This is a genomic window from Virgibacillus senegalensis (assembly GCF_000821245.2).
GTDB lineage: Bacteria > Bacillota > Bacilli > Bacillales > Amphibacillaceae > Sediminibacillus > Sediminibacillus senegalensis.
In genome coordinates, this window is the sequence record NZ_LN611424.1 from 320732 (window position 1) to 338097 (window position 17366).

The following is a 17366-nucleotide window of genomic DNA, read 5'->3' on the forward strand; positions in this document are numbered from 1 at the left end:
CCCGCCATGAAGATTTCGTAAAGTAGCGTTATAAGGAATAAACTTTTGAAAAAGGAAAGCTTTTTCCTCAAGGTGGGGAGCAAAAAACAAGACACAATTTCTGTTAAGCGGATTTCCTTAAATGCTGTCTTTTGATAGTTTAATAGCTAGATTTACCAAGAACCGGTTCTGAAGGTGAACCGGTTCTTATTTTTATTCTAACTAGCATTTTTTCTTTGAAAATCAATGGTTGTTTTCTTATTTTAATATGGTATTACCATAGAATCCAGGCAGCAAAAAGGTATCATCTTCCTATTAAACCTATTTTTTTTTACAATTTCATGTATAAAAACCGGGATTATTGCCCCACAATTACAAATATGACAAGTCTATGAAAAAGAGTTACCGTTGTAATTTACTCTTAAATAGGCTGTAACCACAATATGGATTTGTCTATGTTACTATAAGCCTTGTGAGAAATTTTGAGGAGGGAAACACAGATGAAGAAATTCGTAGTATCTCTAGCTACAGGACTTGTTATTGCAGGGACAGCTGCAACATCTGCATCCGCCGAAGACTATCAAGTAGATTCAGGCGATACGCTTTGGGGAATCGCCAATGACTACGACGTATCTGTTGAGACACTGAAAGATCTTAACAAGTTGGATTCAGACATTATCTACCCAGGACAAGATTTAGAAATAGATAAAGCAGAAACGTACAAGGTTAAGAAAGGAGACACGCTATACAGCATCGCTGATGATTATGGCGTAAGCGTCTCTGAATTGAAAGAATGGAACAAACTATCAACTAGCGTGATTCTGCCGGCGCAAGAATTGTTTGTAGAAGAATCCAATAATCTGGATATCATTCCACAAGTAGCAAACGAACCGGTGGATACAGAAACAGCTAAAGAATCTAGTAATGAAAAAACTGCGGAAGCAAAGACTACCCAACCTGAACAAAGCTCTGAAAAAGAAGCAGATGGAAAAGTGGTGACCGTTGAATCTACTGCTTATACAGCAGATTGTGCCGGTTGCTCCGGAATCACTGCGACGGGAGTCGACTTAAATGAAAATCCGAACGCTAAAGTGATTGCTGTTGATCCAAAGGTCATTCCGTTAGGTTCTAAAGTCTATGTAGAAGGGTATGGCGAAGCGATTGCGGCAGATACCGGCGGAGCAATCCAAGGTAACCGCGTGGATCTTCACGTACCGACAAAATCTGAAGCATATGATTGGGGCAGAAGAACCGTAGAAGTAACGATACTCGATTAATTCCCAAGGATAATCAAAAAGCAGAAGCGCTACAGTGCTTCTGCTTTTTTTATGTTGGGAAGGGTAACGTTCGGCACTATCTGTCTATAGAGCCCGTCCTCCATTTTCACAATTTATATAGTGAAGCTTTCGCTGCAGGGCATGGTTAGAAGCAAAATCCCGCTTCTAAAGAGCATTAATTGAGTAACTCGGTGCCTTTGTCCGCTTCCATTTCTACTTCGCCTTCCGGACTGACCGTTTGCACATAACCTACAACTCCAAAGCTAATAATTAACATAAGAAACAAAACGATTAACAGTTTCTTCACTACCAATTCTCCCCTTGTTAGATTCTTACTTTTATTGTAAATGATAGAGCCGTTTCATTTCTATAGGAAATTCTAACAATTTTCGATAAAATTCTAACAAGTTTGTAAGATAATATCTATTTGTTACGCCCCAGGTTAAAAGAATGGTATTTTAGGTAAGTAAACAATGTAAACTGTGGTTATACGGCAGAACTACAGGGAACACTATCAAGTAAACCAATAAAAGAGGTGAAACGGTTGGCGACATTTACTTCTCTAGGCATTTCTTCCAGGCTGGAAGAAGTTTTAAAACAGCAAGGTATATATGAACCGACTCCCGTTCAGGAACAAACCATTCCACAACTGCTTGAGGGAGAGGATGTCATTGCTCAGGCACAAACAGGAACCGGTAAAACATTAGCTTTCGTTCTTCCGATACTGGACCAATTACAGGAGGAAGGTGAAGGCCCTCAGGCACTGATTGTAACACCTACCAGGGAACTAGCTTTGCAAATTACGAGTGAGCTGAACAACCTGGCAGAACACCTTTCCGGCGTACATACATTGGCAATTTACGGTGGGCAGGATATTCAAGGTCAATTAAAGAAGTTGAATAAACGGGTGAACATCGTGGTGGCTACGCCAGGCAGATTGCTTGATCATCTCCGCCGAGGCACCATCTCCCTTTCCGACGTATCTATGTTTGTTTTGGATGAAGCGGATCAAATGCTGCAATTTGGCTTTATGCCGGAAATAAAAGAAATCATCAAACAGCTGCCCGTACGGAGGCAAACCATGTTGTTTTCTGCTACCATTCCGGACGAAGTGAGGGCCCTTGCAAACAAGTATATGATCAATCCCCGAAATGTTAAGGTAAAGGGAAGTGATACGACCTTAGCTGGCATTAAACAAATGGTGATTGAAACGACAGACAGGGAAAAACAGGATAAGCTTAAAACAGTGTTGGACCAGTTTCGTCCATTCCTGGCGGTTATCTTTTGCCGAACAAAGCGAAGGGCTGCCAAGCTGAACGCTGCCTTGCAAAGTGATGGCTATCTGTCAGATGAACTCCATGGAGACCTTTCCCAAGCGAGACGGGAAAAGGCAATGAAACGGTTTCGGGAAATGAAGACGCAATTTTTGGTGGCAACAGACGTCGCGGCAAGAGGGTTGGACGTGGAAGGGGTCACCCATGTGATTAATTACGATATACCGGAAGACACCGAAAGTTACATCCATCGGATCGGCCGTACCGGACGTGCAGGAAGCGAAGGTCTGGCAATCACCTTTGTTGCACCGAAAGACCGTAAATATTTACAGGCGATCGAACGGGATTTAAAAGGGAAAATAAAACGTAAGGAACTGTAACGGCAAGAAGGGGATGGTGGAAGTGTTACCATATAACCATACCGCTATCAATCTCGATTATGGCGATCTTGGCCGGATCAATGCAGCGGATGAAAATGTCTACCCCGGTACGAACATTACGATGGAACCGGGAGACATCCTCTATTCTGCCAAAGGAATGTCTACTTTTTTAGTAGGACATGTTGGAATGGTGGGGCATGATCAGCTTATCTATCATTCGCATCCTAAAGGCGGGTTTTATGAGAAATTGCCAGTCTATTTATCACGGCACAAGTTCGGTACTGTATTGACCGTTTTCCGTCCGGTGTACGGCGCGTCAGCTGCAGCACAGTGGGTGACAGACAATGTTGGCAGAATCCAAAGATATATCTTTGACCCTCGGTTAAACACGATTTCTACAAATTATTGTTCCAAATTTCTATGGCAATCGTTCTGGTACACCGGTATTGGGGACATCACCGGCAGACATAGACACGGTAAACAATGGGCCTGGATCTATCCTTTCATGATTAAAAAGGCAGAGAATTTAAAACAAATTGCTGTTATGAGATTGGGCAAGAGCTAATTTTCCTTGAGATGGCTGGAATAAAAACGACAAAGCGGGAATTTTCAAAAAAATCGATAACTTTTTATCGTTTCCTTATTGACAAATGAAAACGACCGTACTATGATTGTAAACAATAATTCAATGAGCTTTGGCGAAGACGAAGAGTAGTAGCACATACTGCGCGTTATAGAGAGCTGGTGGCAGCTGAAAACCAGTACGTCGGCTGTGTGAATGGACTTCCGAGCCCCAAACCGAACTTCCCGGAACAGTAGGCTTTGGCGGATTGCCCAACGTTAAAAGGGCAGGTGCAGACTTTGGTCTGTACTGTCAAAGTGGCTGTTTCTTAAATAGCTAAAAAGGTGGTACCACGGGTTTCCTCGTCCTTTATGGAGAGGAAGCCCGTTTTTTATACGTTCCAGACAATGATATACAAGCTTAAATCGCTGAGTAAGAAGAGTAAGCTTTTTGACTTCTCAAAGAGAGCCGGGGCTGGTGGAATCCTGGCAGAATAGGAAAGCTGAATGGCCTTACGAGAGTTTTTCTGAAAGCAGAGTAGGAAGAACCGTCCTTCCCACGTTATAGGGATAGAGTATCGGATGAGGATTTTATTCCATCCCGTACTCGAAAAGCGGAAGGAGAATATCCTTCAATAGAGGTGGCACCGCGGCAGAAACCGTCCCCTATAAACACAGATGCTTGTGTTTATAGGGGTTTTTTTTATCCATCAAACAACACAAAAACAAAGGAGCGTGTGAAAATGACAGTGACGATACATGAACCGGTATATAAACAAATGCAATTAAATGGAGACACACTGACCCCGATATCGGTTTTTAAACGGATGCAGGGGAAACGTAAATTTCTGTTGGAGAGCCTTTCCGGACAATCCGAAAAAGGACGATATTCATTTCTTGGAGCCAACCCTTATAAAGAAATGATTGGGGAAGGGAATCAAGTATTCAGCAAACAACCGCTCACAGATGAAGCGACAATCGAAACTGGCAGACCGCTCGAGATTGCCCAACGGCATTTAGGAAATCAAGAGCTGCCGCTTCCATTTCCGTTTTACGGAGGTGCAGTGGGTTACATCGGTTACGATGCCATCCGGCAATATGAATTTATCGGTGACATAGAGAACGATGAGATTGCGATGCCTGACATGCATTTATTGTTCTATCAGGATGTCATTGTCTTCGATCACCTTCATGATACGGTTTCGATAGTGGCGATAGATATGACGGGAGATCGTACCGAACAAGAACTGGGTGATAGATTAGATGAGTTAAGAAAGACAATTTTGACTGGGACAGAAGAAGCTGTTCCTGCCCTGGGATCTGTGGATTTCGAGCCTACAATCGATAAGCAGGCATTCATGGAAAGGGTGGAGCAAGCTAAACAGCATATTATTGATGGGGACATCTTCCAAGTGGTCCTTTCCCAGCGAATGAAAGCAAGCTTCGACGCTGATCCATTTACTTTTTACAGACATTTGCGCAGAGCCAATCCATCACCATATATGTTTTATTTGGATTTTGAAGATTACATCGTCCTAGGAGCTTCGCCAGAAAGCCTGATCAAAACCACAGGTGATCAAGTCATCACCAACCCTATTGCTGGAACACGACAGAGAGGGCGGACGGCTGAAGAGGATTACAGGTTAGCGGAAGAATTGCTGGCTGACGAGAAAGAGCTAGCCGAGCATAAAATGCTGGTTGATTTAAGCAGAAACGACCTTGGAAGGGTTTGTCAGATCGGATCGATAGAGATACCCAAATATATGACAATAGAACGATACCAGCATGTCATGCATATCGTTTCCGAAGTGCAGGGCACCCTGCTTACAGGGTACAGCGGGCTGGATATACTGGCTGCAACCCTTCCGGCAGGGACGGTGTCCGGCGCACCAAAGATACGGGCCATGCAAATCATCAATGAACTGGAGAAGGAAAGGCGAGGGGTTTATGCCGGAGCGGTAGGCTACTTGAATATGAACGGAGATGTTGATATGGCGCTTGCCATCCGGACGATGGTCATCAAAGACAAAGCAGCTTACGTCCAGGCTGGGGCAGGGATCGTCTATGACTCGGATCCGGCTGCAGAATACGAGGAAACGCTCAATAAAGCAAAATCGCTATTGGAGGTGAACCAGCATGATTTTATTAATCGATAATTATGATTCCTTTACGTATAACTTATTCCAATACATTTCCGAACTTGGTAAAACCGTACAGGTAGTCCGAAACAATGCGTTGCAAATAGAAGATATCCAGAGGTTGAATCCGGAAGCGATCGTGTTGTCCCCGGGACCTGGTACTCCCCGTGATGCAGGCATCTGTATCGAAACGGTGAAGAGCTTTGCTGGGAAAATACCGATACTTGGCATCTGCCTGGGACATCAGGCGATAGGGGAGGCATTCGGGGGTTCGATTGTTCATGCCGGGACAGTCATGCACGGCAAAACATCTGTCCTTTCTCATACAGGCTCACGGCTATTTACAGGCTCCCCAGACAAGTTGGAAGTGATGCGTTATCATTCACTGGTCGTTGATAAGACATCTTTTCCAGCGTGCCTGGACATAACTGCAACTGCGGAAGATGACGGGGAAATCATGGCCTTCCAGCATCGTTCCTTACCAGTTTACGGACTGCAATTTCATCCTGAATCGATCGGCACAGAATCCGGAAAGGCGATACTTCGGAATTTCTTTTCCATAATACGTAAGGAGGATAAATATGAAACGGTATCTTGATAAATTGATTCAACAGGAAGCGCTGAGCCAGGAGGAAATGGAACAGGCTGCACGGGAAATGTTCCTGGAAAGCACATCCGAGACGGAAATCGGTGCATTTTTGACAGCGTTGAAAATCAAGGGGGAGCAGGCAGGAGAAATAGCCGGACTAGTCACTGTCATTCGTGAAAAATCGATTGCGGTAACCGATGGAATCAATGGCGTGATGGATAATTGCGGAACAGGGGGAGATGGCTCGAGGAGTTTTAATATCAGCACAACTTCCGCCTTTGTCATTGCCGGAGCGGGTATTCCTGTCGCCAAGCATGGGAATCGCAGTGTTTCCAGCAAAACCGGAAGTGCAGATGTGCTCGAGGAGCTGGGAGTCTCGCTTGATTTGAGCAAACAGCAAATGCAGGAGATACTCGAAGAAAATGGCATTGCGTTCTTGTTTGCACCGCATGTGCATCCGTCTTTAAAGAAAATCATGCATGTTCGGAAAAACTTGCGGATACCGACAATTTTCAATTTGATCGGACCTTTGACAAACCCGGTGGCGCTTGAAACCCAGCTTCTCGGTATTTACAGCCGGGAAATGCTCGAAATGATGGCGTCTGCGCTACATCGTCTGGGCAGAAAACGCGCCTTGGTAGTCAACGGAGCGGGTTATATGGATGAAGCTTCACTGGCTGGTGAAAACCATTTGGTCTTAATGGAAAAAGGAGAGCTGATTCCGTTCACTTTACATCCGGAGGAAGTAGGGCTGCCAGTCTATCCCAATGCAGATATTCGGGGAGGAGACGCCAAGGCAAATGCAGATATTCTCTATCGTGTACTAAGAGGAGAACAAGGCGCTTATCGGGACACGGTCGTTTTCAATGCCGGGCTGGCGATCTTGGCCAACGGCAAAGCTTCTACCGTCCAGGAAGGCGTAGCCATGGCTCAGGAAAGTATAGACTCGGGAGCAGCTTTGACCAAGCTGGAGAAGTTGATTGATTACAGTAATAGAGTGAAACAAGAGGTGGTCGGCTGATGACGATTTTAGATAAAATTCTGGCAGAAAAAACAAAAGAAGTTGCCCGGTTAAAACATAACTATAACCCTGCCCCACATGCATCGGTGACAGCGAAACGTTCCTTATATGAACGCTTCATCCATGCAGATACTATCAGCATTATCGCAGAGATCAAACGCGCATCCCCATCCAAAGGGGTCATCAACCCGGACGTCAACCCTGCGGAACAGGCCAGGGATTATGCCGATAATGGAGCAGGAGCCATTTCGATCTTGACCGATCAACCATTTTTCCAGGGCACCATGCTTGATTTGGAAACAGTCCGGAAAACGGTCGATGTACCTATTTTGAATAAGGACTTTATCATTGATGAAATTCAGATCGACCGGGCAAAAGACTATGGAGCTGATGTGGTTTTACTGATTGCTGCGGCTCTTCCGCAAGAGCGCATGCAAGCATTATATCAGTATGCGAAGGCGAAAGATCTTGATGTCCTGCTGGAAGTACATGATGAAGCAGAATTAGAAGCTGCAGTGAACATTGGAGCGGAAATCATTGGTATCAATAATCGGAATTTAAAAACATTCGAAGTTGATTTAGCCGTTACGAAAAAGCTTGCTTCTCAAATAACGGATCCCGAAACGCTGATTATTAGCGAAAGTGGATTTAGGAACAGGAACGATGTAGAAAATGTTCGCCAGTACGGAGTGAGAGGTATTTTGGTTGGGGAAACGATGATGCGTTCCGGGGACTTATCGCAAACGTTTAAAGACTTGCGGGTGCCGCAGTTGTAGGAGGATGAAGACATGCAAGTGAAGATATGCGGTATTACGACAATCAAGACGGCCCAAGCAGCGGTGGATGCAGGTGCCGACTTTATCGGATTTGTTTTTGCTGCTAGTAAGCGGCGGGTTAGTAAGCAGCAGGCACGTGCCATTGCAGAGATAATCCCTCCAAAAGTGAAGAAGGTCGGTGTATTTGTCAATGAAACGACGGAAGTGATCGAAGAGATTGCCGAACACGTTGGCCTTGATTACGTTCAACTTCACGGCGATGAAACGCCGGAACTGGTCGAAAGCTTGAAAATCCCCGTAATCAAGGCATTTCAAATTACCAGTAAAGGTGATTTGACAAAGCTGGACCATTATAAATGTGATTATTTTTTGCTCGACAGTCCTGCCGGAAAATACCGTGGCGGCAACGGGGAGGTATTCGACTGGTCCCTAACCCGGAAACTGCCGGCACTGAACGGAAAGCTGATTCTGGCTGGCGGACTTCATGCAGATAACGTAAGCGAAGCGATAGCAGAGGTCTCCCCGGAAGCGGTAGATGTATCGAGCGGAGTCGAGACAGATGGCAGTAAAGATGAAGCGAAGATTTATGCATTTATTCAGGCGGCAAAAAGTACTAGAGAGGAAGGGTAACATGGAAACTTATCAACAACCCGATGTCCAGGGGCACTTTGGCAATTTTGGCGGACGATTCGTCCCCGAAACGTTGATGCCGGCGGTGTTGGAGCTGGAAAAAGCGTATGAAGAAGCAATGGCCGATCCGGAATTTATCGATCAAGTAGATTATTATTTTAAACAGTATATCGGCAGGGAAACCCCTTTGTATTATGCTGAAAATTTTTCCAACCAGCTTGGAGGACCAAAAATTTATTTGAAACGGGAGGATCTTAATCACACCGGTGCCCACAAGATTAACAATGCGATCGGGCAGGCTCTTTTGACCCAGCGGATGGGCAAGAAAAAAGTGGTAGCAGAAACCGGTGCCGGCCAGCATGGCGTGGCAACTGCAACTGTCTGTGCACTGCTTGGACTAGAATGCGTCATTTTTATGGGGAAAGAGGATATTCGCCGGCAAAAACTGAATGTGTTTCGGATGGAATTGCTTGGAGCGCGTGTGGAAAGCGTCGAGCAGGGCAGCGGTACGTTGAAGGATGCTGTAAACGAAGCGCTGCGTTACTGGGTGACAAACGTAGAAGATACCCATTATATTATCGGTTCTGTCGTCGGTCCGCATCCATTTCCGAAAATCGTCAGGGACTTTCAAAGTGTGATTGGAATTGAGACACGTAAACAAATCATGGAACAGGAAGGCAGGCTCCCAGAAGCGGTAATAGCTTGTATCGGCGGCGGGAGTAACTCGATGGGGATGTTTTATCCGTTTGTCGAGGATGAACAAGTGGCGCTTCATGGCGTGGAAGCAGGCGGTTCAGGTATTGAAACCGGCAAGCATGCCGCTACGCTGACGGACGGGAAAGCCGGTATTCTTCATGGCACACTTAGCTATTTGCTGCAGGATGAAAACGGCCAGGTAACGGAAGCACATTCCATATCAGCGGGACTGGATTATCCGGGAATAGGCCCGGAGCATAGTCACTTAAAAGAAACAGGAAGGGTGCAATACGATTCCATCACTGATGAAGAAGCACTGGATGCACTACAGCTTTTGACGAAGACGGAGGGAATCATGCCAGCATTGGAGAGTGCCCATGCAGTTGCTTACAGCATGAAGCTGGCCAAGACAATGGATGCCTCGCAGACTATCGTGGTTTGTTTATCCGGCCGCGGGGATAAGGATGTAGATACCGTGAGATCAGCGTTTGGAGGGAGTTCATATGAGTAAACAGTACATGCAACAAGCATTCCAGAAGGTTCTCGACCGGGGAGACAAAGCGTTCGTACCTTATATTATGGCCGGGGATGGCGGACTGGATAGTTTGGAAGAGAAGGTTCGCTTTTTAGAAGAAAGCGGGGCAACTGTTTTGGAGCTCGGCGTTCCATTTTCGGATCCTGTAGCAGATGGACCGACCATACAGGAGGCAGGTATTCGGGCGCTTAAGCATGGTGTCAGCCTTCGTGCGATTTTAGAAAAACTGGAACAATTCAAGGAATCCCGTTCGATTCCGATTGTACTTATGACCTATCTGAATCCGATTTATGCCTATGGTGTGGAGGCATTTGCTGAAGCATGCCGGACTTCCGGTGTCAGCGGATTAATCATACCGGATCTGCCGCTTGAAGAGGAAAACATGGTAACACGGCAACTGCAGGCAAACAATATTGCCTTGATCCGGTTGGCTTCTTTAACCAGTCCTCCGGAGCGTTTAAAGGAACTGGCGAAACGGACGGAAGGATTCTTGTATGCGGTAACGGTAACCGGTACAACGGGAGCGAGGTCGGCATTCCAGGATAATTTACAGGAACATTTGGCGTCGTTGAAGAATATTTGCCAAGCCCCGGTACTGGCCGGTTTTGGCGTTTCGACTCCGGATCATGTCAAACAATTGAGTGCCAACTGTGATGGAGTCGTGGTGGGAAGTAAAATCGTCGACGCCTTACATCAAAACAATCGTGAGGAGATTAAAAAGCTGATTGCTGCAGCAAGCTCAAAAGAGCAGGCAACGGCAGAGTAACAGGTAATAGACTCAGGTGGTTCTTCGGCTCGCGCTGTTCCCGCAGGCGTTAACACCGAACGCTCATCGTGGAATCGACTGGGTAAAACGAAATGCTGCGGGCATTCGTGAAAGATACAAACGACAGAGAAAGTACGTACCTTCTGTAAGAAAGAAAGGGATAACCAACCGCTGCGGCAGCATACTTCGCTTTCCGCGGGCACGGCCTCAGCTTCCTCAGAAGCACACTTCGCTTCTTGCGGGATCTTCGGACGCGTGCTGATCCCGCTGGAGTCTGCGTATGTTGCCTGCGCTAGGCGTAGGATAGCTATCCTGGATAAACGGATTACGAAACAAACAGGATGTTTGGATTTCCCTGTTTTTTCTAAAGAAGGAGCTTTCATCGCACCCTCAGAAAGTTGCACGTTTCCTAGCTGAGAATCTGGGAACGGTACATTGCGGAGGAAATACCCGAAGACTCCCGCGGGAGGAAAGGCCTCGGTGAGATCCCGCAGAGCTTTAGCTCGAGGAAGCTCACCAGCCGCCCGCGGAAAGCGCAGGGTATTTCCGGCAGCGATGAACAAATGAAGGAATATAGAGAGCGCAAACTTCTTGAAATGAAACGAAAAGCGGTCTGTATGGAAATGAAATTCCACACGGACCGCTTTTTTTACTATCTACCTATTATAAAGCTTCGATTTTTCAGTGGCCATCTTTTAAGAGACGGCTTTTTGTTGTTTGCCTTGTTTTTCCTCGATTTGTTTCATTGCCTGGATACAGACCTGATTGAGATAATTCCAGGGCTTATTGTAATGCGGCTGGAAGAAGAAATCGGTCATCGCCATTTGTTCAATCGTCATCTTGTTTTGAATGGCTACACTCAAGGTGTTCATCGCTTGGGTGAAATCTGCTTCAGAGATGACTTGGGCACCGACAATCCGGTGGCTGTCAACCTCGTAAACAACCTTCAACCGGAGCACCGCATTTTCCGGCATGAATTCTGGTCGATAGGTATCTTCCAGCAAGGCACTTTCCACTCGGATACCTGCTGCAGCTGCTGCGGTTTCAGTCAAGCCGGTCGCCGAAATATTGTGCTGATGGATTTTCAGACCAGAAGTCCCTTGTGTCCCTTGATGTGCAAGGCGTGGAGCTAATAGATTATATGCAGCGAGTGTCCCCATCCTGACAGCATTTGTAGCAAGGGGGATATAAGCCGTTTTCTTCGTAGGATTATAGGCGACAGCACAACAGTCACCTGCAGCGAACACGTCTTTTTTACTCGTTTGCATATATTCATCTACTATGATGGCTCCATTCTTAAGCATCTCTACTTGCCCTGTAAACAAGGTAGTGTTCGGGCGGAAGCCGATGCACATAATGACTAAATCTGCTTCATAGCTTGATTGACCAGTGATTACTTGCGTGACTTTTCCATCCTTACCTTGGAAGGAGCTGACTGTCTGCTTCAGGGCTAAGGAGACTCCCTTTTCTGTAAGTGTTCTTTCAATCGGGCTGGTAAATTCCTCGTCCAGATAACGATTAAGGATTCGCTTTTCACTATCAATCAAGGTGACGTGCTTGCCAGCCTGTTCGAATGCTTCGACCAGCTCGATACCGATATAGCCGGCACCGACTACAACGATGTTTTTGGCAGATTTTGCGCGTTCTATGATTTCGTTGGCATGGTGGAAGTTTTTGCAAATCTGTACGTTTTCCAGGTCACTCCCTGGAATTGGCGGTGTTACCGGCCAGGAACCAGATGTAATTATCAGTTTGTCATAACTGTATTTTTTTGTTAGATTTGTTTTCAAATTTTTGGCTTCCAAGGTTTTGTTGCTCGTATCGCATTCCGTGACGACGTGCTGCATATGCATGCGCACCCCTTGTTCTTCGAAGCCCTCGACGGATGCATAGAACAGTCCGTCGGAATCTTTTACTACTCCTCCTACATATAAAGCAATACCGCAAGATAAAAAAGATACATTATCGTTTTTTTCAAAGACATCGATTTCTGCTTCAGGGTACATATTCAATATATTGGTGATTGCTGCAGTTCCTGCGTGTGTACATCCGATAACCGCTACCTTCATGGAACATCATCCTCCAATGGAATAATTATATATAAATTGTGATGGAATTCACAAGTGAATGTGAAATCAATCACAATTACTTACAACCAAAGTATAGTCTTTTATAGTCCAGAAAGCAATAAGTTTGTGATAAATTTCACAAAATAGTCATTTAGTACGATGAAATGGAGGAGCCTCGTGCCATTCAACTTCTGGAGGTTGTTAGTAGCAGAGGATATTTCTACACCGCGTATTCCCGCTATTTTTTCAAGTATTCGGATGGCGTGGTTTCTCTCAAATACGCCAATGAAGATAGTATTAAGGAGAGGAAAATAACCTTCTAAACATAATAAAAAACCAGCCGCTTATGCGACTGGTTCAAAGGTTAAACAGCGTACATTTCTGCTACTTGCTGTTGCAATTTCTTATCGGCTACATATTCATCGTAACTCATTTCTTTGTCAATCAAGCCTTTTGGTGTAATTTCAATCAGGCGATTGGCAATACTGTCGACGAATTGATGGTCATGGGAAGTGAATAAAACAGATCCTTTAAAATTGACCAGACCGTTATTTAAAGATGTGATTGATTCCAAGTCTAAGTGGTTTGTCGGTTCATCCAACAGCAAAACATTGGCATTGCTGAGCATCATCTTGGAAAGCATGCAGCGCACTTTTTCTCCTCCAGAAAGAACGTCGGATTTCTTCAACGCTTCCTCACCGGAGAACAGCATTCTTCCCAGGAATCCGCGCAGGAAGGTTTCCGTTTGATCTTCCGGTGAATACTGACGCAGCCAGTCGACCAGGTTTAAATCACCATTCTTGAAATACTCGGTGTTATCTTTCGGGAAGTACGACTGCGAGGTGGTTACTCCCCATTTGTAGGTTCCTTCATCGGGTTCAATTTCGCCCATCAATATCCGGAGAAGGGTGGTTTTGGCAATTTCGTTTTTACCGACCAGTGCAATTTTGTCATCTTTATTCATGGTAAAGCTGACATTATCAAGTACCTTTTCCCCGTCAATCGTTTTGGAAATTCCTTCTACGCGCAACAGGTCGTTTCCAATCTCACGGCCAGGTGTGAACGCTACATACGGATAGCGGCGGGAGGACGGTTTAATGTCATCCAAGGTAATGTTGTCGAGCATTTTCTTTCTGGATGTAGCTTGCTTTGACTTTGAAGCGTTCGCGCTAAATCGTGCAACGAAATTTTGCAGTTCCTTGATTTTTTCTTCTTTTTTCTTGTTGGCTTCCTGGGCCATTTTCAAAGCCAGCTGGCTTGACTCATACCAGAAATCGTAGTTTCCGACATAGATTTCAATTTTGCCATAATCAACGTCAGCGATATGGGTACACACCTTATTCAAGAAGTGTCGGTCGTGGGAAACTACGATGACGGTGTTTTCGAAATTGATCAAGAACTCTTCCAGCCACTGAATTGCCTGGATGTCCAGGTGGTTGGTCGGCTCATCCAGCAGTAAAATATCCGGATTGCCGAACAACGCTTGGGCAAGAAGTACTTTTACCTTTTCCGAACCAGTAAGATCAGCCATTTTTTTGGAGTGGAGATCTTCGCCAATGCCTAATCCCTTCAATAAAACGGCTGCATCGGACTCTGCTTCCCAGCCATTTAATTCAGCAAATTCGCCTTCAAGCTCAGCGGCGCGCATACCATCTTCCTCGGAAAAGTCCGGTTTCATATAAATGGCATCCTTTTCTTGCATGATTTCATACAAGCGTTCGTGGCCCATTACGACTGTTTGCAGTACTTCGTATTCTTCGTACTCAAAATGGTCCTGTTTCAATACTGCCAGCCGTTCATCCGGTCCAAGTGACACATGGCCGGTTTGCGGTTCTACCTCTCCGGAAAGTATCTTCAAGAAAGTGGATTTTCCAGCGCCGTTCGCTCCGATCAAGCCGTAGCAATTACCGGCGGTAAACTTTATATTAACGTCTTCAAACAACTTTTTATCACCATAACGGAGACTTACATTGCTCACATTTATCATAAGTTATAACATTCCTCCAAAAAGTATTCCATCCAATCAAGGATAATGGTTTTACCGCTTTAAGTCAATGTATGGAAAGGGTTACTTGCTATTAATGCGGCTGCTTTTTTCTGCGGGCGGCTGTCAAAACGAGTTTTATCGATTAAAGCCTCTATATAATAAGGAAGAGATTTAACAGAAAAACTACAATCCGCCAAAATCACACTTTTCGGCAATTGTAGTTTTTCTCTAATGGATGACATTGTCAGTCATACTAAACAATCTTTTTACGTAGGTATCCGGAAATGATATCCACGATGGTTACCATCACGATAATCCCCAGTAGGATGATGCCAACACGGCTCCAGTCACGGGATTGCATGGCAAAAATCAATGGAGTTCCTATCCCGCCTGCCCCGATAATACCTAGTACACTGGCAGAACGGAGGTTGATCTCAAACCGATACAGAGTGTAAGAAATAAAGCCTGGCAATACTTGCGGGAATACAGCAAACCACAACGTCTGTAACGGACGGGCACCGGTTGCCTTCAACGCCTCGGAAGGCCCGAAATCAATATTTTCGACTTCTTCAGAGAACAGTTTGCCAAGCATGCCGATGGAATGCAGTCCTAATGCCAGTACCCCTGCAAACGAACCAGGCCCTACCATTTTGATGAATAACAAGGCCATGACCAATTCGGGGAAGGTACGGATAAAGCTGAGAAAGAATTTTCCGATACCTGCATTGGCTTTCCATTTACTCATGTTGTTCGCTGCCCAAAAAGCGAAAGGAATACATAGAAAAGCCGATATAAACGTACCAAGAATAGCAATGGCTAGTGTATCAAGAAGTCCGCGGAGCAAATCTTCTCCTTCCGGCAAGTAAACATAGTCCCAATCCGGTGAAAAGATTCCCGAAACGATGGCTTTCGAAATTTGCCCGGCTGTCTCTTTGAATCCTTCAATCGGAACACCGGATAAAGCCCAGATATACAATAAGGCGAGCGCGATAAAGATAACCCAGCGTCTAACGATTCTCTTTTTTGGTTTAATTGGTCTCGTTGCACTGCTCATAGTAAATTCTCCCGTAATTTAGTACTAATATAATCAATGATTAACACAACCAACAACGTAAATATAATAATCGTGCTGACCTTGTCATACTCCAGGAAGCCGAGGGTCCGGTCATAGTATTCACCGATCCCGCCTGCACCTACGAGCCCTAAAATAGCAGCAGCACGGACATTGATTTCAAAGGAATAAAGAACATAAGACACATAATAAGCGGCAACCTGTGGAACAACGGAAAACATGATCCACTGGATTTTATTAGCTCCTACTGCTGTCATTGACTCCAGCGGTCCTTTGTCGATTCCTTCAATTGCCTCATATGTCAATTTGGCAATGATTCCTGTTGAAAAGATTCCCAGGGCGAAAATACCTGGCAGCGGCCCTAAGCCAAAAATGGCAACGAATATTGCCGCAAGCAATAGCTCCGGAATAGTACGGACCAGGTTTAAAAGAAACCGGACAGGGTAATAAATCCATGTGGACTTTACCATATTACTTGCCGAGAAAATCGCGAAAGGTACGGCAATCAACGCGCCAATGGTCGTTCCCAAAACAGCCATACGAATCGTATCGAGCATAGCGCCGATGATGTTGTCGAAGTAGGCCCAATTGGGTGGAATCATTTGATCAAGAACAGAGAACATGTTGGGAAAGCCTTCAATCAATTCCCTGAATGTGCTGTCCGTTTGATAGGCGCTTCCCCATAGCAATAATAAGATCAGGAAAAAGGTAAAATAGTGCTTCAGATTACTTGGTGCTTTCGGAATCTTTTGCTCATTTACTTGGTTCATCGGCAGACTCTCCTACTTCTTCATCTTCTCTTGTTTCAAGAGGACGGCCATAAATTTCAGAGAACCTTTCGTCAGTCGCTTCTTCGACCGGACCGTCAAATACTACTTCGCCAGCTTGCAGACCGATAATTCTTGTCGCATACTGTCTGGCGATATCAATGAAATGCAGGTTTACAACGGTGGTAATGCCAAGTTCCTGGTTGATTTTTTGCAAGTCATCCATTACTTGTTTGGTAGTAAGAGGATCAAGGGATGCGACTGGTTCATCAGCCAAAATAATTTTTGCTTCCTGTGCCAATGCACGTGCAATCGATACCCTTTGCTGCTGTCCGCCGGAAAGCTGATCGGATCGTGTGTACGCTTTTTCAACGATGTTTACCCGCTCCAAAGCGTTAAGGGCAAGGTTGACGTCCTCTTTAGGAAACAGGCCCAAGACAGTCCGAAGTGTGGAGTGATAACCAACCCGTCCTGACAAAACATTGCGTATGACCGACGATCTTTTGACTAGGTTGAAGTTCTGAAAAATCATTCCGATATCACGGCGGGCAATACGTAAATCCTTTCCTTTTGCTTTCGTGATGGATTTCCCGTCGATGAGTATTTCACCTGCAGAAATCTCATGCAATCTGTTGATCGACCGGAGAAAAGTAGATTTACCAGCTCCGGAAAGGCCGACGATTACGACAAATTCACCTTTTTCAATCTTGATATTGATATCTTTCAGTCCTTGTGTGCCATTAGGATAAACTTTGGATACGTTCTTGAATTCTATCACTCTTCATACCAACCTTTATAAGAATTTAATCGATCTTAGCTGTAGGGATGTATCTCTTTGTTCACATAAAA

The 17366-nt window shown here is 45.2% G+C and carries 16 protein-coding genes and 2 other annotated features; of the genes, 10 read left to right on the forward strand and 6 right to left on the reverse strand.

The features are described 5' to 3' along the window. Positions 1–479 precede the first annotated feature (479 nt). Positions 480–1256 (forward strand): LysM peptidoglycan-binding and 3D domain-containing protein, encoded by a 777-nt coding sequence (locus BN1067_RS05820; protein ID WP_053217957.1) that lies wholly within the window; start codon positions 480–482, stop codon positions 1254–1256. A gap of 175 nt (positions 1257–1431) precedes the next feature. Here the strand turns inward: BN1067_RS05820 and BN1067_RS20395 are convergent, their stop codons facing one another. Next, the gene (locus BN1067_RS20395) at positions 1432–1563 is read right to left on the reverse strand and encodes a hypothetical protein (protein ID WP_267893600.1); all 132 of its coding nucleotides are present in this window, start codon (positions 1561–1563) and stop codon (positions 1432–1434) included. A gap of 228 nt (positions 1564–1791) precedes the next feature. Between BN1067_RS20395 and BN1067_RS05825 the strand changes: the two genes are divergently transcribed. The 9 genes from BN1067_RS05825 (at position 1792) to trpA (ending at position 10622) form a co-directional block, all read left to right on the forward strand. Beyond that, on the forward strand, positions 1792–2910 hold the full coding sequence (locus tag BN1067_RS05825; protein ID WP_407701350.1) for a DEAD/DEAH box helicase: 1119 nt from the start codon (positions 1792–1794) through the stop codon (positions 2908–2910). Between the two features lie 22 nt (positions 2911–2932). Continuing rightward, positions 2933–3475: a hypothetical protein gene (locus tag BN1067_RS05830; protein WP_053217959.1), complete on the forward strand. Its 543-nt coding sequence runs from the start codon at positions 2933–2935 to the stop codon at positions 3473–3475. A gap of 127 nt (positions 3476–3602) precedes the next feature. Then, positions 3603–3845: a binding site (T-box leader), on the forward strand. 46 nt (positions 3846–3891) lie between these two features. Next, positions 3892–4141, forward strand: a binding site (T-box leader). 73 nt (positions 4142–4214) lie between these two features. Then, positions 4215–5627, forward strand: coding sequence for an anthranilate synthase component I (gene trpE, locus BN1067_RS05835; protein WP_053217960.1), 1413 nt, complete (start codon positions 4215–4217; stop codon positions 5625–5627). Continuing rightward, positions 5608–6207, forward strand: a complete 600-nt coding sequence (locus BN1067_RS05840; protein WP_053217961.1) for an anthranilate synthase component II — start codon at positions 5608–5610, stop codon at positions 6205–6207. The genes trpE and BN1067_RS05840 overlap by 20 nt, the downstream gene beginning before the upstream one ends. Then, entirely contained in the window at positions 6191–7219 is a 1029-nt protein-coding gene (gene trpD, locus BN1067_RS05845) for an anthranilate phosphoribosyltransferase (RefSeq protein ID WP_053217962.1), read from the forward strand. The genes BN1067_RS05840 and trpD overlap by 17 nt, the downstream gene beginning before the upstream one ends. After that, a complete protein-coding gene (gene trpC / locus BN1067_RS05850; protein ID WP_110943338.1) occupies positions 7219–7995 on the forward strand; it encodes an indole-3-glycerol phosphate synthase TrpC in 777 nt (258 codons plus the stop codon). The genes trpD and trpC overlap by 1 nt, the downstream gene beginning before the upstream one ends. Before the next feature lie 12 nt (positions 7996–8007). Beyond that, complete coding sequence (locus BN1067_RS05855; protein ID WP_053217964.1) at positions 8008–8625, forward strand: phosphoribosylanthranilate isomerase; 618 nt, start codon at positions 8008–8010, stop codon at positions 8623–8625. Between the two features lies 1 nt (position 8626). After that, entirely contained in the window at positions 8627–9832 is a 1206-nt protein-coding gene (gene trpB, locus BN1067_RS05860; protein WP_053217965.1) for a tryptophan synthase subunit beta, read from the forward strand. Further along, a complete protein-coding gene (gene trpA / locus BN1067_RS05865) occupies positions 9825–10622 on the forward strand; it encodes a tryptophan synthase subunit alpha (RefSeq protein WP_053217966.1) in 798 nt (265 codons plus the stop codon). Before trpB ends, trpA begins: the two co-directional genes overlap by 8 nt. A gap of 695 nt (positions 10623–11317) precedes the next feature. On the opposite strand, the gene BN1067_RS05870 is transcribed toward trpA, so the two are convergent. The 5 genes from BN1067_RS05870 to phnC form a co-directional block, all read right to left on the reverse strand. Continuing rightward, the gene (locus BN1067_RS05870; protein ID WP_053217967.1) at positions 11318–12691 is read right to left on the reverse strand and encodes an FAD-dependent oxidoreductase; all 1374 of its coding nucleotides are present in this window, start codon (positions 12689–12691) and stop codon (positions 11318–11320) included. Positions 12692–13055: 364 nt separating this feature from the next. Beyond that, positions 13056–14678 (reverse strand): ABC-F family ATP-binding cassette domain-containing protein, encoded by a 1623-nt coding sequence (locus tag BN1067_RS05875; RefSeq protein ID WP_053217968.1) that lies wholly within the window; start codon positions 14676–14678, stop codon positions 13056–13058. Between the two features lie 253 nt (positions 14679–14931). Next, the gene (phnE, locus tag BN1067_RS05880; protein WP_053217969.1) at positions 14932–15732 is read right to left on the reverse strand and encodes a phosphonate ABC transporter, permease protein PhnE; all 801 of its coding nucleotides are present in this window, start codon (positions 15730–15732) and stop codon (positions 14932–14934) included. Beyond that, positions 15729–16520, reverse strand: coding sequence for a phosphonate ABC transporter, permease protein PhnE (gene phnE, locus BN1067_RS05885; RefSeq protein ID WP_053217970.1), 792 nt, complete (start codon positions 16518–16520; stop codon positions 15729–15731). Before phnE (BN1067_RS05885) ends, phnE (BN1067_RS05880) begins: the two co-directional genes overlap by 4 nt. Further along, a complete protein-coding gene (phnC, locus tag BN1067_RS05890) occupies positions 16504–17295 on the reverse strand; it encodes a phosphonate ABC transporter ATP-binding protein (protein ID WP_053217971.1) in 792 nt (263 codons plus the stop codon). The genes phnE (BN1067_RS05885) and phnC overlap by 17 nt, the downstream gene beginning before the upstream one ends. Positions 17296–17366 lie beyond the last annotated feature (71 nt).